Source organism: Novosphingobium sp. TCA1 (assembly GCF_009811895.1).
Taxonomy (GTDB): Bacteria; Pseudomonadota; Alphaproteobacteria; order Sphingomonadales; family Sphingomonadaceae; genus Novosphingobium; species Novosphingobium panipatense_A.
The window spans coordinates 233,092-255,645 of the sequence record NZ_BLJH01000004.1 but is presented as its reverse complement, the minus strand read 5'-3'; the positions used below and the strand labels follow the sequence as shown (position 1 = coordinate 255,645).

Genomic DNA, 22,554 nt, shown 5'->3' with positions numbered 1-22,554 from the left:
CTTGCCGGGCGGTCCTTCAGAAGGTCCGCCCGGTTTCTTTTTGGGCCTCTGGACTTTCATCAAAACATTTTTGTTACAAAACGGACTGTACAGGCAAAATTTCTGCATGTAGAAATGTCCAGGTCTGCACGAAACAGGCCCGCCATGAATGCAGGGTCCGGCTGCAGGCCGCAGGATGGAACGCGACAACAGTCAACATGAGGGCGTTCCATTATGAAAATCCGTCTTGCCGCAGGCCTTCTGGGCCTTGCCGCGTCCGGTCTGGCATTCTCCGCTCCCGCAATGGCCCAGGAAGAGGCCCCGAGCGAGATTACCGTATCCGGCACCGTCGGCCTCGTATCCGACTATCGTTTCCGCGGCGTCTCGCAGACCGACAAGGAAATGGCCGTTCAGGGCGGCATTACCGTTTCGCATGAAAGCGGCGTCTACGTCGGCACCTGGGCCTCGAACCTTTCGGGCTGGGGAACCTTCGGCGGCTCCAATATGGAACTCGACCTCGTGGGCGGCTTCGCCACCGAAATCACCAGCGGCGTGAAGCTGGACGTCGGCCTGACCTGGTACATGTATCCGGGCGGCGCTTCCGACACCGATTTCGCCGAACCCTATGTGAAGCTTTCCGGCGCCGTCGGCCCGGCCAACCTCCTTGTCGGCGTCGCCTATGCACCCAAGCAGCAGGCACTGGGCAAGGTCTACGCCAGCGGCGCGGACTATGCCGACGGTATCGGCAACTTCGGCGCCAAGACCGACAACGTCTATCTCTGGGTCGACGGCAACACCGCCATCCCGGATACCCCGCTGACCCTCAAGGCGCACTTCGGCTACTCGAACGGCAACTCCGGCCTCGGTCCCAACGGCACCAGCGTCGCGCCTACCGGCGAATATCTCGACTGGATGCTGGGTGCCGACCTCGCGCTTGGCCCCGTCACCCTGGGCGTCGCCTATGTCGATACCGACATCTCGAAGTCGCAGAGCGCCTACCTGCAGCCGAACTTCTCTTCGACGAAGAACGGATCGCAGATTGCCGGTTCCACCGTTCTCTTCTCGGTCGGCGCCAGCTTCTGATAGCGCACTGAGTTGAACCTCTGAATGACGCCCGGTCAGGCCAGCCCGACCGGGCGTCATTCACGCGCTGCGAAGTGTCCCGATCAAAGCCTCCGTCTGGTCCAGGCTCGCCTGAATTTCCGCCGCGGGCCGTTCGATCAAGGCCCGGCGCTGACCGGATACCATGGTGGAGTAGAGCGCCGCGTCCAGCGGTGAAATCGGGGCATTCACCCCCAACAGCGTCGCAAGTTGCACGCGGCTGCTGCGCCCTCGCAAGTAACGCAGTTGCGGCCCGAAGTCCCGCAAGTCCGAGTCGCGCGCCACCGCAAGCATCAGCTCCTCCATTGCAGCGAGGCGGCGTGGCTGCGACGGGAAATCGAGCCACGCCACCAGCGGCTCCGCCCAGCCTGCGGTATCCCCGGCTCTATCAGTGTCCGCTTCGGCTTTCGGCTGCGTCACCCTGCGATAGATCGCGTCGAACGCCGCACGGACGAGATCCGCGCTCGTACGGAAGTTGTACGAAACCACGCCCAGCGTGACGCCCGCACGGGCAGCAACCGCCCGATGCGTCAGCGCGGCAATGCCGGCCTCTTCCACCACATCGGCCGCCCCCTCGGCAATGGCTTCGGCCAAGCCGTTCTGAGCAGGCAACTCGGGCGCCGAAGTCAGCGCGATTTCGCGGGCATGGCGCCGCCATGGCCCTTCCGCGGCCAGGCTACCGGACAGCCAGAGCCCCCATCCGCTACAGAATTCGTCGAGTGCGGCGCGGTCTATCATGCGATTCCAGCGGATCAGGTGGAACTGCGCCGTTGCTTCGAAAACATAGGATGTCGGCGCCGCATAGTGCGCCAGTCCGGCCCGTGCGCCGATCTCGGCCCAGAACCCAGCCCAGAGATCGCGCCATGCATCGATCGCAGCGAGATAGGAAGGATCGCGCTGGGCGAGCAGATGGCATTGGGTCGATGCGAAAGCCAGTTCCCGGCATTCGACCGTCCAGTCATCCACGAGAACTGCGAGCGCCCGAGCCATCGAATCGGGGCCTCCGTCGCGAGGCCACCCGGCCAGTTCATGCAGTTTGCGCTCCACCCAGACCTGCGCGGCGTCCCGCGCATAGGCCTGAGCGGACTGCAACAACTGTTCCATTGAACCGAAGTGATGATAGATACTGGAGGTCGGGAGCCCCGTCACACGGGACAATGCCCTTGCGGACATCGCCGAATGCCCCTGATTCGCCCATAGGCCCAGCGCAGCGCGGATAAGCTTATCCTGCGATGAAAATTCTGTAATTTCAGGAATTATCACGTTTTACAGACAGCCTTTTTCCGATGCTGAAGCCGAGGCCAACCACAGATGCGTTGACACCGCCATAAGGCTGAACGTCGTAACAAGCGAGGCGTTCCACACTGGCCCAACAATTGAAACAAGCGTAACACAGTTGACATACAGACGTTCTAGCCGACGCCCCGTCATCACCATGAGGGTCGTCCCAATGCTCGTCCGTCAATCCATACCGTTCCGTTCCATCGTCCTGGCCGGCAGCGCATTAGGTGCGCTCCTGACGGCAGGTGCAGCACAGGCAGCCGACACGGCAGAAGCAGCCGTCGACAGCGCCGCAGTGGAGGCCGGGTCGGGCCTTAACGACATCGTCGTCAGTGCGCAGAAGCGGGAGACCAACCTGCAGACGACGCCGATCTCGATTGCGGTCGTCAGCAGTCAGGACCTTCAGAACCGCCATGTCGTTTCCCTGGAATCGCTGGCGGACGGTTCGATCCCCTCGCTCCGCATTGCGCCGATGTTCTCGCGCAGTTCGGCGCTGACGGTCGGCATGCGCGGCGTGGGCACTCTGGGCGATGCGAACCAGCCCGCGCGAGACCAGGGCGTGGGCGTCTATATCGACGGCGTGTTCATGGGCCGCGCCCAGGGCCTAGGTTCGGCGCTCTACGACGTCGAGCGCATCGAAGTGCTCAAGGGTCCGCAGGGCACGCTGTTCGGCCGCAACACCGAAGGCGGCGCGATCAGCATTGTCACCAAGAAGCCCAGCGGCGAGCTCGGGGCCCGCGCCTCGGTAGGCGTCGGCAACTACGATTCCCGCGAGGCCAGCCTGCACCTCGACCTGCCCAGCTTCGCCAACTTCTCCGTCAAGCTGGACGGTTTGATCACCACGCGCGGCGGCACGGTGGACAATCCGCTGGCCGGTGAGCACGATTTCAACGCCTACAACAAGAAGGGCCTGCATGCGGCCGTACTCTGGGAGCCGAGCAGCAATTTCAACGCGCTCTACTCGTTCGACATCTCGCGTGACGAAACGACGCCCTACTACCTTCAGCTTCTGACCAAGACTACCGGCCCCCTGCTCCAGATGCAGCCCGATCGCGCCAAGACCGCGAATATCGGCGTGCCCCAGCCCTGGGCGCTCGGCAAGACGCACGGCCACTTGCTGACGCTGGACTGGACTGTCTCGCCCGAACTCGAAGTGAAATCGATCACGTCCTATCGTGAGCTGACCCAGACCCAGAACGACAACGGCGCCGCCAACCTGGGCGTCTTCATCAAGGGCTACAGCGACAACACCAATTTCGCCCGCTTCAGCCTCGCTGACGTGTGGCAGAAGCAGTACAGCCAGGAAGTGCAGCTGATCGGCACGATGAAGCACCTCAATTTCGTGGCCGGGGGCTTCTATTACAACGAGAAGGTACACGACAACGCCTGGACGCCCTACACGAACAAGTGGAACGCGGACGGCACCGGCTACACCATTCTCGACACGCCCACCTCGTCGATCCCGTTCCCGGATCGCGCCAGCCACGCCAGGACCGAGAGCATCGGCGTGTTCGGCCAGGCGACCTGGACGCCGGAAATGCTGAACGAGATCATCCACCTCACCGCAGGCGGCCGTTTCACCCATGATGCCAAGACCGGCAGGCTCGACAAGGTGAACGGCGTCGATACCGACTACACTCTCGACGATTCCTGGAACCGTTTCGATCCGATGGTGAACCTTGCCGTGGACGTGTCGGAAGACGTCCATGTCTACGGAAAGTGGAGCACCGGCTACAAGGCAGGCGGCGCCAACAGCCGTTCGCAGAGCTACCACGCTTTCAACCCGGAATCGGTTTCCACCTTCGAAATCGGCGCCAAGACCGAATTCTTCGACCGCCATGCCCGCTTCAACATCGCGGCCTATACTTCGGCCTACAAGGACATGCAGATCGACTTCAACGCCCCGGTGCTGAATTCGACGCGGACCACCACCGAAACCCGCAATGCCGAGGGGCAAGGCCGCATCAAGGGTATCGAGGCAGATCTGACGCTCAACCCGTTCCAGGGCCTGACGATCACGGGTTCCTATGCCTATACCGACGTTCACCTGCCGCCCGCTCCGAACCCGTTCGACGGGGACAAGCTGGTTCAGGTCTACACCGTCTACACGCCCGAGCATGCCGCCAGCGGCGCCATCGACTACGAACTGCCGATCGGCACGTCCACGCTGCGCTTCCACCTCGACGGCAACTACGCCTCGGGCCAGTATTCGATGGCAAACGATCCCACGAAGACCGGATCGTCGTTCATCGTCAACGGCCGCGTCGCCCTGGCAGATATCCGCATGGCGAGCGGGCCGGACCTGGAACTCTCGGTCTGGGCGCGCAACCTGTTCAACGAATCCTACACTTTCGTGAGAGCGAATGGCGGATCTTCACTGGGCTATTACGGGATCTTCAACGATCCGCGCACCTTCGGCATCTCCGCGACCGTCAAGTACTGAACCCCTGAAACGGAAGAGACATCATGAACTGGCGCATTTCCGCCGGCGCAATCCTCGCGCTCGGCCTGCTCGCACAGCCCGCGATCCAGTCGCTGGCGCAATCTCCTGCTCCGGCATCGGCTGAGGCAAGCCCTCACCAGCGGCTGCTGCCGCTGGAAGGCGGCCGGAACTTCCGCGACCTCGGCGGCTATCGCACGGCCGATGGCCATACCGTGAAATGGGGCATGCTGTTCCGCTCGGGCTCGATGGTGGACCTGACCGCGCACGATCTCGGCTATCTCGACAAGCTGGGCGTAAGGACGATCTGCGACTACCGCGACAAGGGCGAGCGCAAGGCCGAACCGATGCCCTGGGCTGCCGGGACCGGCCCCACCGTGTTCGCCGAAGACTACGACGGCATGGCGATCGGCCTCATGCCGAAAGACCTGAGCAAGATCACGCCCGAAGCAGCCTCCGCCATCATGGCGAAAAGCTATCCGACGATGCTGGAGACCTTCGCGCCGCAGTTCAAGCGCATGTTCGCCCAGCTGCTTGCGGGCAATGCGCCGCTGGCGTTCAACTGCTCGGCCGGAAAGGACCGTACCGGCGTGTCCGCCGCGCTTCTGCTCACGGCACTCGGCGTGCCGCGCGAGACGGTCATTCAGGATTACCTGCTGACCAACCAGTACCTACCCGCCGCGATGGCAAAGGCGAAGACGGGGCCGAGCGCGGCGACCGGCCAGGCATTTATGTCGCTGCGGCCTGCCGTGCAGGCTGCCTTCATGAAGGCCGACCGCAGCTACATCGAAGCGGCCTTCAAGGCGCTCGATGCACATCGCGGCGGCGCCATGGGCTACTTCAAGGACGAGATGGGCCTGGATGCGCCGCAGATCGCCAAACTGCGCGCGCTCTATCTCGACTGACCTGGAGGATCGGTGCGGTCATGAGGCCGCACCGATCTCACAGTCTGAAAAGGCCGGCGCCGCGATGACCTGCCGGGCCTCCACCGCCTCGCCGATGAGCAGCAGGGTCGGATCGTCGTCGCTGATCGCGGCAACGAGGAAGGCCAGCGCGGAAAGCTTGCCCCGAATCAGCCGCTCGCTGGGCAGCGAGACGTTGACCGCGATCATTACGGGCGTGTCGGGATCGCGGCCCGCCGAGATCAGCGAGCGGGCGATTTCGCCCGCTGCGGCGCGGCCCATGTAGACGCCCAGCGTACCGCCGGGCCGGGCCAGCGTCTGCCAATCCAATTGCAGCGGCTCGCCTGCCTTCAGATGCGCGGTCACCAGGGTCAGGCCCCGCGCCACGCCGCGCAAGGTCAGCGAAGCCAGACCGCTGGCGGCAGCGGCACTGGCGATGGTGATGCCCGGGCAGATGCGAACCGTTACCCCTGCGGCGGCAAGATGGTTCATCTCTTCCGCCGACCGGCCGAAGATAGACGGATCGCCGCCCTTGAGCCGCACCACCCGCTTGCCCGCCCGTGCCGCTTCCAGAAGCAGGTCATTGATCGAACCCTGTTCCTTGCTGTGACGGCCGGAGCGCTTGCCGACGCTGACCCGCCGTGTTGCCTGGGGGATGAGATCGAGAACGCCGGGACCGACCAGGGCATCATGGAACACGACGTCCGCCGCCTCGATAAGCCGCTCGGCCTTGCGGGTGAGCAAGTCGGGATCGCCCGGCCCCGCGCCCACCAGCCATACTTCGCCCGGTGCGATCAGTGGGCGCGCCATGAGGCCCCCCACCATCAGGCGGCAACCTCCAGCACTTGCGGGCGGGCGATCAGGATACGCTCGCCCTCCTGCTTCACGGCGATCGTCGGGGTGCAGCCCTTGTCCTCGCCCTGCGCCTCGCCGCTGGCGAGCGCGATGTTCCAGTTATGCAGGGGACAGGCGACCGAATGGCCATGGACGATGCCCTGGCTGAGAGGCCCTTTCTTGTGCGGGCATTCGTTCACCAGGGCGAATATCCGGTCATCCCCGGTGCGGAACACGGCGATCTCCTTCTCGCCCTCCAGCTTTACGGTGCGCGCACCGCGCAAGGGAATGTCGGAGAGGGTGCCGATATCGATCCAGTCGTTCATGCGCGTCACTCCGCTGCGGCCAGTTCCTGGGAGGCCAAGGGTTCGAGGTGTTGATGCAGTTCGGTGTTCCGCCCGGCCGCACGTTCGGCCCAGGGGTCCTCCTGGCTGAAGCTCTGCGAATAGAGGAAGCGCGATCGCAGGGCCTCTCGGCCGGTATCGTCCTCGACGATCCGCTGCTTCACATAGTCCACCCCGACCCGCTCGATCCACGGCGCGGTACGCTCAAGATAGCGCGCCTCCTCGCGGTAGAGCTGGACGAAGGCGGCGCAGTAATCGAGTGCCTCCTGCTCGGTCGCGACCTTGCAGAGGAAGTCGGTGGCGCGGACGTGAATGCCCCCGTTGCCGCCGACGTGGAGTTCATAGCCCGAGTCCACGCAGACGATACCGAAGTCCTTGATCGTCGCCTCGGCGCAATTGCGCGGGCAGCCGGAGACCGCGATCTTGAACTTGTGCGGCATCCACGAGCCCCAGGTCATCCGCTCGGTCTTCACGCCGAGGCCGGTGGAATCCTGAGTGCCGAAGCGGCACCACTCGCTGCCCACGCAGGTCTTCACCGTGCGCAGCGACTTGCCGTAGGCGTGGCCCGAAACCATTCCCGCCGCATTGAGATCGGCCCAGACGGCAGGCAGGTCTTCCTTTTTGATCCCGAAGATATCGAGGCGCTGGCCGCCGGTCACCTTGACCATCGGCGCATCGTACTTCTCCACCACATCGGCAATCGCGCGCAGCTCGCGCGGATTGGTGAGGCCGCCCCACATGCGCGGAACCACCGAATAAGTGCCGTCCTTCTGGATGTTGGCATGCATGCGCTCGTTGACGAAGCGGCTCTGCTGGTCATCCTCGTATTCGCCGGGCAGCGCGCAGAGCAGGTAGTAGTTGAGCGCCGGCCGGCACGAAGAGCAGCCGTCCGGGGTGGACCAGTGCAGCTTCTGCATGACTTCCGGGATCGATTTCATGCCCTGTGCCACGATCTCGCGGCGCACGTCGTCATGGGTAAAGCTGGTGCATTTGCACATGGTCCTGGGACCGGTCTTCACTTCCTCGCCCAAGGTCAGTGCCAGCAGGCTTTCGACCAGGCCGGTGCAGGAGCCGCAGCTTGCCGAAGCCTTGCAAGTGGCGCGCACGGCATCGAGGCTGCATGCGCCGCCTGCGATGGAACTCGTGACCTGCCCCTTGGAAACCCCGTTGCAGCCGCAGACTTCGGCGTCGTCCGAAAGCGCCGCCACCGCCGCCAACGGGTCCGCGCTCCCGCCCGATGCGAAAGCCTGACCGAGGATCAGATAGTCCCGGATTTCCGAGACATCCTCGCCTTTCTTCAGAAGATCGAAATACCAGTTGCCGTCCGCCGTATCGCCGTAGAGCACGGCGCCGACGATCTTGCCGTCCTTCACGATCACCCGCTTGTAGATCCCGCGTGCGGCATCGCGCAGGACGATATCCTCGCAGCCCTCCCCGCCCGAGAAATCCCCCGCCGAGAACACGTCCAGCCCGGCGACTTTCAGCTTGGTGGAGGTCACCGAACCGCGATAGCCGCTGTGGCGATCGGTCAGACCGTCGGCAAGGCTGCGGCACATGTCCCAGAGCGGCGCGACAAGGCCATAGACATTGCCATCGTGCTCGACACATTCACCCACGGCCAGCACGGCGGGATCGCTGGTGACCATGTGATCGTCCACCTTGATGCCGCGTCCGACGGCGATCCCGGCTTCTCGTGCCAGAGCCGTGGCGGGCCGGATGCCCACCGCCATGACGACGAGGCTGGCCGGGATCTCGCGCCCGTCCTTCAGCCGCACGCCTTCGACTTTGCCCTCGCCGTAGATCTCGGCCGTGTCGGCACCGGTCAGGATCGTCTGGCCCCGCGCCTCCAGCGCCGTCTTGAGCAGCCAGCCCGCCGCCTCGTCCAGCTGCCGTTCCATGAGCGTCGGCATGAGGTGGATGACGGTCACCTTCATCCCGCGCAGGCTGAGGCCATGCGCTGCTTCAAGGCCCAGCAGTCCGCCGCCGATCACCACCGCGTCGCCGCCTTTTCCTGCGGCATCCAGCATCATGTCCACGTCCTTCATGTCGCGGAACGAGACGACGCCGGGCAGGTCCTTGCCGGGAACGGGGATGATGAACGGATCGGAGCCGGTCGCGATCAGCAGGCGGTCGTAGCGGACTGTCCTGCCCGACTGCGCGGTAACCGTCCTGCCCGCCCGGTCGATGGCGACCACGGGATCGGAAGTGACGAGTTTGATGCCGTTTTCTTCGTACCATTCCCGGGTATTGATGACGATCTGGTCGAACGTCTTCTCACCCGCCAGCACCGGCGAGAGCATGATCCGGTTGTAGTTCACATGCGGTTCGGCGCCGAAGATGGTGACGCGGTAGCGAGCCGCATCCCGCGCGAGCAGTTCCTCCACCGCACGGCATCCCGCCATGCCATTGCCGATGACCACAAGATGTTCGCGCGCATCCTGCACCGGCGCCTTCAGCGCTTCGTCGCAGTCTGCGTAAGGTTCGATCCCGTCCTGAAATTCCATCCCCGTGACTCCAGAAAAACAAGGGAGAAAAAGAAAAAGGCCGCCATCCAGACCCCCGGCTTGAACACCGGGAGTATGGATGGCGGCCTTGCCATCATTCGCGCTTCCCCGATCCGTCAGTGGACCGCGTCGGCTATGGTTTGAAAGGACAACGTCGTCCTTTGCACCGCACCATAAGTGGAATCGCCCGAGGGCTCAAGCGATTCCGTTATGGCGCTCGATCAATAGGTCCAGTCGAGCTGGATCCAGTACTTGTCGGTATCGGTTGCGAATTCCCGCGCGTCGTAATGGGCGTAACGCAGGGAAACGAGCGTCTTGCGAACTTTCGCGGATGCGAGAAGGTCGATCTCGTTGCCGTAATGCTGGTCGAGCCGGTCGCTGTCGAGACGGTGCCAAACCGCCTGGAGCGAAACGCCCGAAAGCGGCCCCACCTGCTTCAGTCCGTAACCGCCGCCGAAATAGAGGTCGCGAATACCGTTCGCGGGGGTCGTCAGGAACTTGTCGGTCCAGCCCTGGAACTTGAAGTTGCTGCCCAGCGGCGTCTGAAAGCTGGTGAAAGGCGTCCCGTCGCCTGCGCCCATGACTTCGTAGCCCGCATTGAGCTTCCAGCCCCTGACGTCGAGCGTGGCATCGCCCAGCCAGTAATCGGCGTTATAGTCGTTCGGGTTGCGGTGATGATCCCACTGCCGGGCATAGCTGGCCACATAGTCCAGCTTCACGGCAGGCGAAAATACATGGCTGCCGCTGAAGCGCGCACCGTAAGTCCTGCTGGACAACCGGTATCCCTGTACTGCCGCCTCGTCCTGATCGACCAGATAGGCGAAACCGGTGAGCGTTCCAACCGGGGTGGCGTAAGAAAGGTTGGCGAAGAGATTGTCGCCGCCGATCGCCTGCTGACGTGCGCCGCGCCCGTCGATGCCCCAGATGGTGCGTACGCTCCAGGCATAGGATAAGTCGAGCTTCACGCCGCGCACGGGTGAAAGCTGGGCGCGGACGGCGTCATATGTCTGGGCATTGTCGCGAATGGGCGCATTGCCGACGAAACGCTCGTCATCCAGCGCGATCTTCTGGCGCCCCGCCGTCAGCACGGCGCCCTTCGTCCGATACTGGAGCTGTGCCACATAAAGGCCGATGTTCTGCGGATCGGAAATCTGCGGTCGATCGGCAGGACCGTGAAGGCCGTCGTCGTAGTGGTCCACCAGGGCCAGCGTACCCTGACCCTGAACCGTCGCGCTCCACGGCCCCGAACCGATCTCCACCCCGGTACGCACCCGCGCGGTCACCGCATCGGCTTCGCGCGGCAGCCCATCCTGATCGACATGCTCATTGCGCAGGCGTACTTCCGCCAGCGGCCTGACCTCGAAATCCTGGGCGCAGGCAGGTCCCGCGGCGGCCAACGCGGCCGTCGTAGCAAGCAGGTATCGCATTCGGTGAAGTCTCCTGGGGGGGCAAATCGAAGGCGGCGGCCGGACCATGAAGTCCAACCGCCGCGCTCTCCCATTATATGCGAGCCGCCGTCTTCCAGGTCGCGCGCCAGCGGTTCTTCACTACTGCCACCGAAACCAGCGCCGCCAGAGCAAGCCCTGCGAAGATCAGGAAACCGGGCGCGAAGCTGCCCGTCATCTGCTTGGCCAGCCCCAGAGAACTGGCGAGGTAGAAGCCGCCCACCCCGCCCGCCATACCGACAAGGCCGGTCATGACGCCGATCTCGGCCTGAAAGCGCTGCGGCACGAGCTGGAACACCGAACCGTTGCCCGTCCCCAGCGCCAGCATGGCCACCACGAACATGCCGAGCGCGCCCGGCAGGCTGGTGGCGTTGGCGACACCGGCCAGGGCCAGCGCCGCAACGAAATAGACCGCCATCAGCGCTTTCACGCCGCCGATCCGGTCGGCCAGCGCGCCGCCCATCGGCCTGACCAGCGACCCCGCGAAGACGCATCCCGCCGTGCAGTATCCCGCCACGATCGGCGTCAGGGCGAACTGGTCGGTGAAGTAGATCGGCAGCGATGCCGCAAGCCCCACGAAGCCGCCGAAAGTCACGGCATAGAAGGCCATCAGCCACCAGGCGTCGCCTTGCCGGAGCGGCTCGAAATAGTCGATCAGCTTGCGCGGTGCAGGCTGGTTCGGCGAGTCCTTGGCCATCAACATGTACACGACGAAGACCAGCGAGAGCGGAATGCAGGCCAGTCCCAGCACCGCGTTCCACCCGAACATCTTGGCGAGCAGCGGCGCGAAGAGCGAGGCCAAGACCGTGCCCGAATTGCCCATGCCGGCAAGCCCCATGGCCTTGCCCTGATGCTCGGCCGGATACCAGCGGCTCGCCAGTGGCAAGGCGATGGCGAAGCTGGCGCCCGCGAAGCCCAGTACCACGCCCAGTGCCAGCGTGCCGGCGAAACTGGTCACGCCCATGAACCATGCGAGAAAGAGCCCGGCGATGACGATCAACTGGCTGATGGCGCCCGAACGCTTGGGGCCGATGCGGTCCACCAGCAATCCGTTGACGACCCGCAGTAGCGCGCCCGCCAGCGTGGGCGTCGCCACCATCAGCCCTTTTTCCGCCGAAGTCAGCCCCAGGCTTTTGGAGATCTCCGGGGCCAGCGGCCCGAGCAGGACCCAGACCATGAAAGCCAGATCGAAGTAGAGAAAAGCCGCGATCAGCGTAGGCGTATGCCCGGATTTCCAGAAGCTGGTTGCCGGCACGGCATGCGGCTGCGCCGTCGGCGCGTCGTTGGCGGCTTCGGCCTCTCCGTCACGTTCCCAATAAGCGGTTGCCATCGTAGGTCCCCCATAAAACGGACACGAAAAAAGCCGCAGGCCGGACGTCACCATGGGGTGAGCCCGGTCAGCGGCTTTGCTGCGAATTTCGGTGAGGATGGCGCTCCGCCCTTGGAACAGCGCATCCCGAATAGTCACGCGGCGTCGCGTGAGGCCTTCATCATCGGGCGATTCGGCTCATGTTGCAAGGCACAATTTTCAAAGGCCCGGAATTCGGCCGCAAATCAGGGCCCTTGCGTAAATCCGGCAAGATAGTCCTCGATACGTTCGGGATCGAAGACCCTGCCGTCGAAGAAACGATCCGGCCCCAGCGTCAGGTCGCCCTTTCTCGATCCTACCGCGAGCGGCAGTTCCACGGCGCCTTCCAGTTTCATGCTGGCGCCGGGCATGGGGACATCGCTTAAGGCCAGGGCCCGGCGGAACACGTCCGGCCGGAAGACATCGCCTGCCTTTGCCGCATTCTCCGCCGAATGCTCGACCATGCCCCAGCGGGCGAGCTGCGAATAGATCCAGAGCGCCTGGCTGCGCCACGGAAACGGCGTCGCCTCGCGCGAGAACAGCATGAAATCGGGGTTGGCGATCGGAGCCTCCCCCGCCTGCGTGACGATCCGGCCGGTCAAACCGCGCAGGATCAGGTCGGCAGGCTGGTCCACATAGCGCGGATCGGAGAGCAGGTGCGCCAGCGCATCGTGGTTTTCCGGCTGATCGCACCACGCCGCCGCCCGCGCCAGCGCACGCAGCAGCCGGTCGACGACCTCCGGGTTCTCCTCCATCCAATTCTGGCGAAAGGCGAGCACTTTCTCCACGCCGCGCCGCCAGATCCGTTCTCCCACGGCGACGGCTTCGGCAAGCCCCGCATCGATCGCCGCGCTGCCCCAGGGCTCACCGGCGATGAAACCGTCGATCTCGCCGGCATGGAGCGCCTCCACCGTCAGGGAAGGCGGCAGCACCCGAAGCACCACGTCGCGGTCAGGATCCACCCCGGCGCTGGCAAGCCAGTAACGCAGCATCAGTGCGTGGCTGGAGAAGCGGTGAACCACGCCGATCACCGGCTTGCGCCGCCAAAGCCCGATGGCGGCGGCAAAATCGTGCGCGGTGGCCAGCGGATCGGTGATGCGGCTGGCGGGGTCCGGGTCCAGAGCGGCGGCGAAATCGCGGCTCGTCACCAGCATATTGCCGTTGACGCCCAGCTTGTAGGGCGCGGCGAGCGCGGCGGGCTGCTGGCTGAGGCCCAGCGTAACGGCCACGGCCAGCGGCGCCAGCATGTGGGCGGCCTGAACCTGGCCATAGACGAGCCGGTCCCGCAGTGTCGCCCAGCTGGTCGTGCGCAGCAGTTCGAGGGCAAGCCCCTCCTCTTCCGCAAAGCCGCGCTCGCGGGCTGCGGCCAGTACGGCCACGTCGTTGAGCGGAAGGAAGGCAATACGCAAGTTCGTCGTCATAGTCCCCCTCCCAGCAGGTCGCTGGCGGTGATCAGCGCCTGCGCCACATCGACGATCTTCTTGCCCTGGTTCATCGCGCTGGAACGCAGCAGCGCATAAGCCTCCTGCTCGGTCAGGGCACGCTGCGCCATCAGGATCGACTTCGCACGGTCGATCACCTTGCGATCCGACAGGGCGGTGCGGGCTTCCTCCAGTTCCGCCTGGATCCGGGCGAAAGCGTTGAAACGCCGCACGGCCAGTTCGAGTACCGGCTTCACCCGCTCCTTGCGCAGTCCATCGACGACATAGGCCGAGATACCGGCGTCGATGGCGGCACCGATCATCGCCTCGTCCGACTGGTCGACAAACATCGCGATCGGCCGGGCCAGCGCGCGGCTGACGGTGAGCATTTCCTCCAGCGTGTCGCGACTAGGACTGCCGAGGTCCATCAGCACGACGTCTGGCGCCATGCGTTCGAGCCGCGCCACGAAAGCGCCGCGCGGGGGAACGATATGGATGTCGTCATATCCGGCCTCGCGCAGGCCCTCTTCCAGAACCGTCGCGCGCAGCCCGCTATCGTCGATGATGACAATTCTCATCGATATTCCGATTCCAGTGAACCTGTGCCCTTGTTTTCGGGCACATCGCCGACCTGACGCCCGGCGTCAACGCGGCCCCGCAAAGAAAGCTGCGCGATAATATGTAAAAACATTTGTCTTTTTAGCGGAAGCCGTGTTTTCTTGCACGATCAATGCCCGCGAGGCACCGGAGGGATGGGGATGACGAAACGGACGAATATTTCCGCGCGCGCGGTTTTCGGAGCGGCCTGCGCCTTATCCTCGCTGGCCATCTCCGCCTTGGCCTCTGCGCAAGTTGCCGGACCTTTCAATCTTCAGGTCATCCCGGCCGCCCCCACATGGTCCAGTGACGCCGCATTTCCTGCGGGCGACTGGACACTGTCCTTCTGGGCCGATCTCGCCCAAGACAGCGCTCAAGGCAGTGGTGGTTCGCTCGTGGCGGTTGCCGATAGCGGCGGCGCGCCCTTGCTTTCCCTGGCGATGGTAGATGGCAAGCCTGCGCTCGTTTCCGGCGGACGCACTGCCGCCGCGCCTTCCTCCCGGCCGGGCGGTTGGCATCATTACGCCATCGTCGGCGGACAAACCGGCCAGAGACTGTTCATCGACGGCAAGCCTGCCGCCAGCCTCTCGCAACCGCTGGCCGGCGCGCCTGCCAAGTTGCTTGTTGCGTCATCGCAGTCTTCTACCCGGCTCATCGCGCTTCGCGTGGATAGCGGCGCCGTGTCTCAGAACGATCTCCGCAAGGCTGCGGCGAAGGCGCCCGATCCAGACCTCGTCCAGTTCACCGAGACCAGCGCGCGCTGGCCGCTCCAAGTGCGGCAGATGCAGGGCCAGTTGACGCCGCAGCCGCCCGCCACCCTGCCCCGCAGCGCCACCGCGCCCGACAAGCCCGTTGCCAGCCCGGTTCCGCAAGTCGCACCGCTCGCGGCGCAAGGCGATGGGCGCTGGACATTGCAGAAGTGGACCCTTGCCGAAGCGCCGGGAATCACAGGCGACGGCAGCACGATTTCGCGGAGCGGCTTCGCGAGCGGCAAATGGTACGCGGCAACCGTGCCCGGCACCGTGCTGACCACGCTGGTCGATCGCGGCGTCTACCCCGATCCGGCCCATGGCCTCAACAATCTGGTGATCCCCGAAAAGCTCGCGCGGCAGGACTACTGGTATCGCACCGAGTTCGATCTTCCTTCAGAAGCGTCCGGCAAGCGCCTGGAACTGCTGCTCAACGGCGTGAACTTCAGCTCCCAAGTCTGGGTCAACGGCACCCGGGTCGGCGTGACCAAAGGCGCCTTCGTGCGCGGCCGTTTCGACGTTTCGCCTTATCTCAAGCCCGGGCGCAATGCCGTGGCCATCCGCGTCTCGCCGCCGCCGCATCCGGGCCATGCCCATGAGGAATCGCTCACCGCCGGCGTCGGAGAGAACGGCGGCGCGATGATGCTTGACGGTCCCACCTTCGGCGCCTCGGAAGGCTGGGACTGGATCCCCACCATTCGCGACCGCCAGACTGGCCTCTGGCAGGACGTGCAGCTTCTCGCTTCCGGCGACGTGCAGATCGGCGATCCCCAGGTCGTCACGACCCTGCCCAACCCCGACAATTCGCTGGCCCATGTCGAGATCACGGTTCCCGTCACCAACCTGTCCGACCAGCCCCGCACCGCAACCGTTCGCGCCGCGTTCGACGATGTCACCGTAGAACGTTCGGTCACCGTCCCTGCCCGCCAGTCCGCATCGGTGCGGTTTTCGCCCCAGACCGATCCGGCCCTTGCCGTGCGCAATCCGAAGCTCTGGTGGCCCAACGGTTACGGCGATCCGGCCCTGCACTTGCTCCACCTGACGGCCTCGGTCGACGGTGCAAAATCTGACTCGAAAGACCTGCGCTTCGGCATGCGGCAGGTGACCTATGAAATGTCGCTGGTGGACGAGGCAGGCAATCTCGACCGCGTCGCCATCGATTTCGAGAAAGCGCGCGCGCTCGGCCAGCAGATCGTCGACGAGCGCCACCAGGCGATCCGGCAGGTGCGCGGCGGGTGGTCCTACTCTTTCGCGCCCGGCGCCGAAAAGTCGCCCGCCGTCACGCCGATCGAGGGCGACGAAGGCCTGGCGCCCTTCCTCGTCCTGCGGGTAAACGGCGTGCGTATTGCCGCGCGCGGCGGTTCGATCGGCATGGACGATTTCATGAAGCGCGTCGATCGCAAGCGACTGGAGCCGTTCTTCAAGCTGCACAAGGATGCCCACGTCAATGTGATCCGCAACTGGGTCGGCCAGAATACGCAGGCCAGCTTCTTCGACCTGGCCGACGAATATGGCCTGATGGTCATGAGCGACTTCTGGGAATCGACGCAGGACTACAATATCGAGGCGGAGGATGCGGGCCTGTTCCTCGGCAATGCGCGGGACGTCGTCCAGCGCTTCCGCAATCACCCCTCGATCATCCTGTGGTTCGGCCGCAACGAAGGCGTGCCGCAGCCGGTCCTCAACGAGGGGCTGGACAGCATGCTTCGCGAGGAAGACGGCACGCGGCTTTACATGGCCTCTTCGAACCGCATCAACCTGCACGATTCCGGCCCCTACAACTGGCGCCCGCCGGAGAAGTACTTCACCGAATATTCGAAGGGTTTCGCGGTGGAAGTCGGCACGCCTTCCTTCCCCACGCTGGAATCGTGGGAACGCGCAATCCCCGCCAGCGAACGATGGCCGATCAGCGACACATGGGCCTATCATGACTGGCATCAGACCGGGAACGGCGCGGTCAAGAGCTTCACCGACGCCATGGACCGCGAATTCGGCAAGCCCGGCAGCCTGCCCGACTTCGAGCGCAAGGCGCAGATGCTGGAATACGAAAGCTACCGCGCGATCTTCGAGGGCATGAACGCAGGGCTCTGGACGGAGAACTCCGGCCGCATGCTCTGGATGACGCAGCCCGCATGGCCCAGTTCGGCATGGCAGATCCTCTCTTCGGACTACGATACCCACGGCGCCTTCTACGGCATGAAGAAGGCCTCCGAGCCGGTTCACGTCCAGATGAACCTGCCCGACCACAAGGTCATCCTCGTCAACAACCGCATGGCCGCCCTTTCGGGCGTGACCGTGCGTGCTTCCGTACAGGCGCTCGATGGCCGTCAGCTTGCTGCGCAAGAGGCGAAGCTGGACCTCGTAGGCGGAAAGGTGGGCGATGCCTTCACGCTGGGCCTTGCGCCGCTGATGGCCGCCGGGCCGGTGCTGGTGCGCCTGGAGGCGCTCGACACTTCGGGAACCCGGCTTTCGGACAACTTCTACTGGCAGGCCGCCAGCGACGAGGCGCTCCAGGCGCTCAGCGCCATGGCGCAGGTCCCGCTCACCGCGTCTGCGAAGGCCTCTTCGGATGGGGACGAAACGAAAATCGAAGTCAGCCTGTCGAACCCCGGAAAGACCGCAGCGATCCAGACCAAGCTGACCTTGTTCGACGCCAGGGGCAAGCAGGTGCTTCCGGCCTACTTTTCCGACAACTACGTATCGCTTCTCCCCGGAGAGACACGCAGCGTGACGATCACCGCGCCCAAGGAAGCCGCGGGCAGTTCACCTTCCGTCAAGCTGCGCGGCTGGAACGTCGTGCCCCGCACCATCGCCACAGGGAAATGACCTTGCGCCTGAATTTTCTGTCCCTGCTTGCCCTTCCCGCCGCCGTGCTCGCCGGTTCAGCAGCGGCGCAGTCCTTGCCGGTAGCGGCCGTGCCGGTAGCGCCCGTTCCAGCACCGGCGGCACCGACCGGCCCCAGCGCGGCAGACCTGCGCCTGCACACGGACTGGGCATGGACCGCCCGCTACCGCGATGCCAATCTTGCCGATGCGGCGGGCACCGCACGTCCGCGCATCGTGCTCATGGGCGATTCCATCACGCAGGGCTGGTACGATCTCGACCGCGCCTTCTTCACGCCGGGCCGGATTGGTCGCGGGATCGGTGGACAGACGACATCGCAGATGCTGCTGCGCTTCCGGCAGGACGTGATCGACCTCAAGCCGCAAGTCGTGCAGATCATGGCGGGTACCAACGACATTGCCGGCAATACCGGGCCGATGACCGACGAGCAGGTCCAGGGCAATTTCCGCTCCATGGTCGAGATGGCACAGGCCCACGGCATCCGCGTGATCCTGGCCTCGATACCGCCTGCGGACCAGTTCCCGTGGCGGCCGGGCTTGGACACCGGCCCCCGCATCCAGCGCCTCAATGCCTGGCTCAAGAGCTATGCCGCCAGCACCGGTTCCGTCTATGCCGATTACTGGACGGCGATGAAGGGCACCGGCCTCGGCGCGCGGGAGGGCCTGACGTCGGACCATGTCCATCCAACGCTTGCCGGATACGAAGTGATGAACAAGGTGGCCGAAGCCGCGTTCAAGCAGGCGCTTGCCCTGCCCGCGCCGAACCGGCTCGCTTCCGCGCGCGTGCCGTGAATACGGCGCTGCTCGGCCTCCTGCTCGCCAGCACGAGCGCGCACGCCGCCGCCCCGGTAGTGGAGACCGAAAGCGGCGCGGTTCGGGGCGAGATCGGCGGCGATGGGCCGAGCCTGTTCCGCGGCATTCCCTTCGCCGCCCCGCCGCTCGGCGATCTCCGCTGGAAAGCACCGCAGCCGGTATCGCCCTGGGACGGCGAGCGCGATGCGACGCATTCGGCCCCGGCCTGCATGCAGGTCGATTACGGCTAGAACCACGGCGCGGCCTCGCGGCAATCGGAGGATTGCCTCTATCTGGAAGTGGCCACACCGTCCCTGCACCCGCCGAAGCCGCTGCCGGTCATGGTCTGGATCCACGGCGGCGGCAATCGCGGCGGCAGCGGCGCGGGCACGATCGCGTCCCCGATCGTGCGGCGCGGCGTCGTGCTGGTGTCCATCCAGTACCGGCTATCCGCGCTCGGCTTCCTTTCGCATCCGGCATTGGGTGAACGGTCCGGCAACTACGGGTTGATGGACCAGCAGGCCGCCTTGCGATGGGTGCGCGCCAACATCGCTCGCTTCGGCGGCGATCCTACAAACGTCACGATCTTCGGAGAGTCGGCCGGAGCCCAGGACGTCGGCCTGCAACTGATTTCGCCCGGTGGCAAAGGACTGTTCGCCAAGGCCATCGCCGAAAGCGGCACCCCCGGCTTCGGACTTCCGCCGCGCACGCTGGCGCAAAACGAAGCCCTCGGTGAAGAGATCGCGGTTGCAGCCGGAGCGCCCGCCAACGCAGATGCGGAACAATTGCGCGCGCTTCCCGCCGATGCGCTCATCAGGGCAAGCGAAGCCGCCGACGTTCCGGGTCTCGACGATGACAGTTTCATCTGGCTCCAGGCCGTGGTCGATGGTGCCGTGCTGACCGAGACGCCCGCCGCCTCGCTGGCCCGCGGGGTGGGCCGCGACATTCCGCTGCTGATTGGCAACAACCTTTACGAACTCGGCCTTTACGGAAGCCCCGATCGCGCCATTTCCGAAGGTTTCGGTGCCAAGGCGGCGGAAGCGCGCGCCGCTTACGGGCTGGCTCCGGGCAAGACACCGCCTGCCGACTTGCCGCTTAGGCTTGCCAACGACCTCACCTTCCGTTGCCCCTCGCTCCATGTCGCCGCCGAACGCACACGAAGCGGCGGTCGGACCTGGCACTATCAGTTCGATCTCTCAGGGGCGGAAGGCAAGCCGGTCACGCATGGCTCCGAGATCGCCTATGTTCTTGGGCAGGAGGGCGAAGACGACACGTCTCCCGCGCCCCTTGCCGCCTATTGGGTCAATTTCGCCGCCACCGGTGATCCCAACGGCCCCGGCCTGCCGCAGTGGCCCCTGTTCGGCCGGGAAGCCCGATCGCTGGAGTTCACGCCTGCAGGGCCGAGACAGGTCACCGGTCTTGCGGCGGATCGCTGCAGCTTGCGCGCGGCGCCCTGATCAGGCGCGCGCGAGCGTCTCCTCAAGGCCCCAGAGCAGCGCCGCCCCGCGAACCCCGGAACTGTCGCCCCAGCGCGCCTGGACGACATCGCCCTTCCAGATGCCGGAAAATGTGCGCAGCCTGATCGCTTCGGCTAGCCCTTCGTAGATCGGTTCGACATTCGACATCCCGCCGCCGAGCACGATCACATCGGGATCGATAAGATTGGCGACGACAGACAGCCCGCGCGCCAGCCTGTCGCGATAACGGTGCAGGGCTTCCACGGCCTCCGGTTCGCCACCCTGCGCTGCAGCAACAATGGTCTTGGAATCGAGGTCGCGTCCAGTCGCGGAATGGAAAGCGCGTTGGAATCCGGTGCCGGAAACCCAGGATTCCAGGCATCCCTTCAGTCCACACCAGCAGAGCGGTGCCGGAAGTTCGTCCGGCTGCGGGTCCGGCAGGGGCATATGGCCCACTTCGCCCGCAAGCGCATGCGCACCGCCGACCAGCTTGCCATCCAGCACATATCCAGCACCGCATCCGGTGCCGATGATCAGGCCGAACACCGATGCGCGTCCCGCCCCCGCTCCGTCGATCGCCTCGGAAAGCGCAAAACAGTTGGCATCGTTGGCGAGCCGCACTTCCCGGGCCAGTGCCGTTTCGAGATCCCGCTTGAACGGACGGCCATTCAGGCACGCGGCGTTGGCATTGCGGATCATGCCGGAGGCGGGATCCATCGACCCCGGCGTACCGATCCCGACACTGGCGTCGGCACCGATTTCACGCTCCACGTCCGATACAAGATCGCGAAGCGTGGTCAGGACGAGATCATAGCTGTCCGGCGTCGCCGTCCTGCGCCGATAAAGGACCGAGCCTTCCGGCGACAGCGCGGCGGCCTCTATCTTGGTGCCGCCGTAATCGATTCCAATCCGAAGGGTCATGCAGGCCTGCGCCGCATGGGGGGATTTTTCGACATAGTCCTCTCCGGCATTTGCATCGTGTTGTGTGTCGTCAGGAGCGACGTTGCCGGGGGATCGCCGCCCTCACGCCGCTTTGGAATGTCACGGCATGATGGCAGGTCGAAAGAATAAGACAAATTCTTTTTTTTAGACGCTCTCCGATCGTCCTGCCTGCATGAGGATAGCGTCGGAGGGTAGAAGTTGATCGAGGAAGGGAAGGATGGCGGCACCGATCGCCGGGGCCTCCGCCGGCATCTGTCCGGGATGTACCGGCACACGATTGGGCATGGCGACCTCGCCCAGCGCAGCATTGATCCGGGCACTCAGCCGTTCGATCAGGGGGACGGGAAGACGCCCGCCGATGACGATCGCATCCGGGTCGAGCAGGCAGGAGACCGCCACCAGCGGCCCGGTCAGGGCGCGCGTGGCATCCGCTATCCATTGGTCGACGGTCGTGGCCATGACCGGATCGAGCGCAAGGAGATCCTCCAGAGCGCCGAGCGGGCGCCCTTCCCGCAGCAGGCGCTCCTCCAAGGCGGAAAGAGAAACCGTGTCCTGCACCACGGCGCTCGCTACCGACGCGCCCGGATCGGGCATGAGGCCGATCTCACCGCTGCGCGAGCGAGCACCGCGATAGTAACTGCCGTCGATCACTGGGCCGCCGCCGAGACCGGCACTGATCAGGAGATAGAAAAAGCTGGGCTTTTCCTGACCGCCGACGCCCTGCGCCTCACCCAGCGCAGCGGCGGCGGCGTCGTTGTCGATATGGACGGGCCAGGGCAGAACCTCCTGGAAAAGAGTGGCGAAATCGACCTGCGACCAGCTTTCATAGCCCTTCGGCTTGTGCGGCAAGGCTATGCCGCCAAGATCGTCCGGGCGGGCCACGCCGACGCCGAGTATGCGGGCGCGATCGATATTTCCCGCACTCAGCAAGCCATCGAGTTCAGACGCGACGATTTCCACCACGTCCGCAGGCATGGCGAAACGCACTTCGCGCGTGACCCGGCTGCGAACCTCCCCGGCCAGATCGAGTGCCACCAGCGTGATGTGATCGCGGTCTATGTTGAGGCCGATTGCGAAAGCGCCGTCGGGATTGATTGCCAGGCGCAGCGCCGGTTGCCCTCTTCCCCCATGCTTGCGGCCGACGTGGGCGATCAGTTCCATCTCGCCCAGGCGGGTGGTGATATTGGCGATCGTGGGGGCCGTGAGGCCGGTTTGCCTGGCCAGTGCAATGCGCGTGGTTTCCCCGCTCAGGCGAATGGCCTGGAGCACGATGCGCTGATTGTAATCGCTCGCCCGTGCCAGATTGGTGCCTGACAGTGAAATGGCGAGCCGTTTCCCGCGTGCTTCCGCCGAATCAGGGCCCGTTACGGTGCGATCCTCTCTTTTCATGAAGATGGACGATATCACCTGCACTCTCGGCTGAACTAACAAAAAAGAAAAAATTTAAGTTGACGCTCCGAACCTTTGAGCGGATGCATATGCCAACACGAGTCACGTCAGAATGCTCGTACCAGGAGAGGAAAGCGGCACTAATGACCGCTGGGTAGAAACCCCTCTCCGAAAAAACGAGGCACG

Annotated in this window: 16 protein-coding genes and 2 pseudogenes; 7 read left to right on the top strand and 11 right to left on the bottom strand. The window is 64.7% G+C overall.

The genetic code is table 11. The features are described from left to right. Window positions 1–213 precede the first annotated feature (213 nt). Window positions 214–1,062 carry a TorF family putative porin gene (locus NTCA1_RS07645; RefSeq protein ID WP_086491074.1) on the top strand — a complete coding sequence of 283 codons (849 nt, stop codon included), beginning with the start codon at window positions 214–216 and terminating at the stop codon, window positions 1,060–1,062. A 60-nt stretch (window positions 1,063–1,122) separates the two neighbouring features. Here NTCA1_RS07645 and NTCA1_RS07640 read toward each other — a convergent pair whose 3' ends face one another. Next, the gene (locus NTCA1_RS07640; RefSeq protein WP_236549162.1) at window positions 1,123–2,172 is read right to left on the bottom strand and encodes a TetR/AcrR family transcriptional regulator; all 1,050 of its coding nucleotides are present in this window, start codon (window positions 2,170–2,172) and stop codon (window positions 1,123–1,125) included. Window positions 2,173–2,175: 3 nt separating this feature from the next. Then, window positions 2,176–2,343 (bottom strand): annotated as a pseudogene (locus NTCA1_RS29110) (helix-turn-helix domain-containing protein); the annotation flags it as partial. 187 nt (window positions 2,344–2,530) lie between these two features. Here NTCA1_RS29110 and NTCA1_RS07635 point away from each other — a divergent pair. Both NTCA1_RS07635 and NTCA1_RS07630 read left to right on the top strand, forming a co-directional pair. Further along, on the top strand, window positions 2,531–4,804 hold the full coding sequence (locus NTCA1_RS07635; RefSeq protein ID WP_159829794.1) for a TonB-dependent receptor: 2,274 nt from the start codon (window positions 2,531–2,533) through the stop codon (window positions 4,802–4,804). 23 nt (window positions 4,805–4,827) lie between these two features. Next, a complete protein-coding gene (locus NTCA1_RS07630) occupies window positions 4,828–5,706 on the top strand; it encodes a tyrosine-protein phosphatase (RefSeq protein WP_159829792.1) in 879 nt (292 codons plus the stop codon). An 18-nt stretch (window positions 5,707–5,724) separates the two neighbouring features. Here NTCA1_RS07630 and cobA read toward each other — a convergent pair whose 3' ends face one another. The 7 genes from cobA to NTCA1_RS07595 form a co-directional block, all read right to left on the bottom strand. Next, window positions 5,725–6,513, bottom strand: coding sequence for a uroporphyrinogen-III C-methyltransferase (gene cobA / locus NTCA1_RS07625; RefSeq protein WP_159829790.1), 789 nt, complete (start codon window positions 6,511–6,513; stop codon window positions 5,725–5,727). Between the two features lie 14 nt (window positions 6,514–6,527). Continuing rightward, entirely contained in the window at window positions 6,528–6,863 is a 336-nt protein-coding gene (gene nirD, locus NTCA1_RS07620) for a nitrite reductase small subunit NirD (protein ID WP_159829788.1), read from the bottom strand. A 5-nt stretch (window positions 6,864–6,868) separates the two neighbouring features. Continuing rightward, window positions 6,869–9,385, bottom strand: coding sequence for a nitrite reductase large subunit NirB (gene nirB / locus NTCA1_RS07615; protein ID WP_159829786.1), 2,517 nt, complete (start codon window positions 9,383–9,385; stop codon window positions 6,869–6,871). Window positions 9,386–9,606: 221 nt separating this feature from the next. Continuing rightward, the gene (locus tag NTCA1_RS07610; protein WP_159829784.1) at window positions 9,607–10,812 is read right to left on the bottom strand and encodes a hypothetical protein; all 1,206 of its coding nucleotides are present in this window, start codon (window positions 10,810–10,812) and stop codon (window positions 9,607–9,609) included. 73 nt (window positions 10,813–10,885) lie between these two features. Further along, entirely contained in the window at window positions 10,886–12,160 is a 1,275-nt protein-coding gene (locus NTCA1_RS07605; RefSeq protein WP_086491082.1) for a NarK/NasA family nitrate transporter, read from the bottom strand. A gap of 224 nt (window positions 12,161–12,384) precedes the next feature. Then, the gene (locus NTCA1_RS07600; protein WP_159829782.1) at window positions 12,385–13,599 is read right to left on the bottom strand and encodes a CmpA/NrtA family ABC transporter substrate-binding protein; all 1,215 of its coding nucleotides are present in this window, start codon (window positions 13,597–13,599) and stop codon (window positions 12,385–12,387) included. Next, the gene (locus NTCA1_RS07595; protein ID WP_133084031.1) at window positions 13,596–14,177 is read right to left on the bottom strand and encodes an ANTAR domain-containing response regulator; all 582 of its coding nucleotides are present in this window, start codon (window positions 14,175–14,177) and stop codon (window positions 13,596–13,598) included. The genes NTCA1_RS07600 and NTCA1_RS07595 overlap by 4 nt, the downstream gene beginning before the upstream one ends. A gap of 180 nt (window positions 14,178–14,357) precedes the next feature. Here NTCA1_RS07595 and NTCA1_RS07590 point away from each other — a divergent pair, with 180 nt between their 5' ends. The 4 genes and pseudogenes from NTCA1_RS07590 to NTCA1_RS28650 all read left to right on the top strand — a co-directional run bounded on the left by NTCA1_RS07590 (window position 14,358) and on the right by NTCA1_RS28650 (window position 20,037). Further along, window positions 14,358–17,771 (top strand): sugar-binding domain-containing protein, encoded by a 3,414-nt coding sequence (locus tag NTCA1_RS07590; protein ID WP_159829780.1) that lies wholly within the window; start codon window positions 14,358–14,360, stop codon window positions 17,769–17,771. Between the two features lie 2 nt (window positions 17,772–17,773). Next, window positions 17,774–18,580: a GDSL-type esterase/lipase family protein gene (locus NTCA1_RS07585; RefSeq protein ID WP_236549161.1), complete on the top strand. Its 807-nt coding sequence runs from the start codon at window positions 17,774–17,776 to the stop codon at window positions 18,578–18,580. Then, window positions 18,577–19,554, top strand: a pseudogene (locus NTCA1_RS28655) (carboxylesterase/lipase family protein); the annotation flags it as partial. The gene NTCA1_RS07585 and the pseudogene NTCA1_RS28655, both read left to right, overlap by 4 nt. 114 nt (window positions 19,555–19,668) lie before the next feature. After that, a complete protein-coding gene (locus NTCA1_RS28650) occupies window positions 19,669–20,037 on the top strand; it encodes a carboxylesterase family protein (RefSeq protein ID WP_255490438.1) in 369 nt (122 codons plus the stop codon). On the opposite strand, the gene NTCA1_RS07575 is transcribed toward NTCA1_RS28650, so the two are convergent. Continuing rightward, a complete protein-coding gene (locus tag NTCA1_RS07575; RefSeq protein WP_159829776.1) occupies window positions 20,038–20,958 on the bottom strand; it encodes an ROK family protein in 921 nt (306 codons plus the stop codon). 165 nt (window positions 20,959–21,123) lie between these two features. After that, on the bottom strand, window positions 21,124–22,368 hold the full coding sequence (locus NTCA1_RS07570) for an ROK family protein (RefSeq protein WP_159829774.1): 1,245 nt from the start codon (window positions 22,366–22,368) through the stop codon (window positions 21,124–21,126). Between the last annotated feature and the right edge of the window lie 186 nt (window positions 22,369–22,554).

Coding starts and splice junctions, on each gene's coding strand:
- NTCA1_RS07645 (WP_086491074.1), top strand. CDS start 214: ATGAAAATCCGTCTTGCCGCAGGCCTTCTGGGCCTTGCCGCGTCCGGT.
- NTCA1_RS07635 (WP_159829794.1), top strand. CDS start 2,531: ATGCTCGTCCGTCAATCCATACCGTTCCGTTCCATCGTCCTGGCCGGC.
- NTCA1_RS07630 (WP_159829792.1), top strand. CDS start 4,828: ATGAACTGGCGCATTTCCGCCGGCGCAATCCTCGCGCTCGGCCTGCTC.
- cobA (WP_159829790.1), bottom strand. CDS start 6,513: ATGGCGCGCCCACTGATCGCACCGGGCGAAGTATGGCTGGTGGGCGCG.
- nirD (WP_159829788.1), bottom strand. CDS start 6,863: ATGAACGACTGGATCGATATCGGCACCCTCTCCGACATTCCCTTGCGC.
- nirB (WP_159829786.1), bottom strand. CDS start 9,385: ATGGAATTTCAGGACGGGATCGAACCTTACGCAGACTGCGACGAAGCG.
- NTCA1_RS07610 (WP_159829784.1), bottom strand. CDS start 10,812: ATGCGATACCTGCTTGCTACGACGGCCGCGTTGGCCGCCGCGGGACCT.
- NTCA1_RS07605 (WP_086491082.1), bottom strand. CDS start 12,160: ATGGCAACCGCTTATTGGGAACGTGACGGAGAGGCCGAAGCCGCCAAC.
- NTCA1_RS07600 (WP_159829782.1), bottom strand. CDS start 13,599: ATGACGACGAACTTGCGTATTGCCTTCCTTCCGCTCAACGACGTGGCC.
- NTCA1_RS07595 (WP_133084031.1), bottom strand. CDS start 14,177: ATGAGAATTGTCATCATCGACGATAGCGGGCTGCGCGCGACGGTTCTG.
- NTCA1_RS07590 (WP_159829780.1), top strand. CDS start 14,358: ATGACGAAACGGACGAATATTTCCGCGCGCGCGGTTTTCGGAGCGGCC.
- NTCA1_RS07575 (WP_159829776.1), bottom strand. CDS start 20,958: ATGACCCTTCGGATTGGAATCGATTACGGCGGCACCAAGATAGAGGCC.
- NTCA1_RS07570 (WP_159829774.1), bottom strand. CDS start 22,368: ATGAAAAGAGAGGATCGCACCGTAACGGGCCCTGATTCGGCGGAAGCA.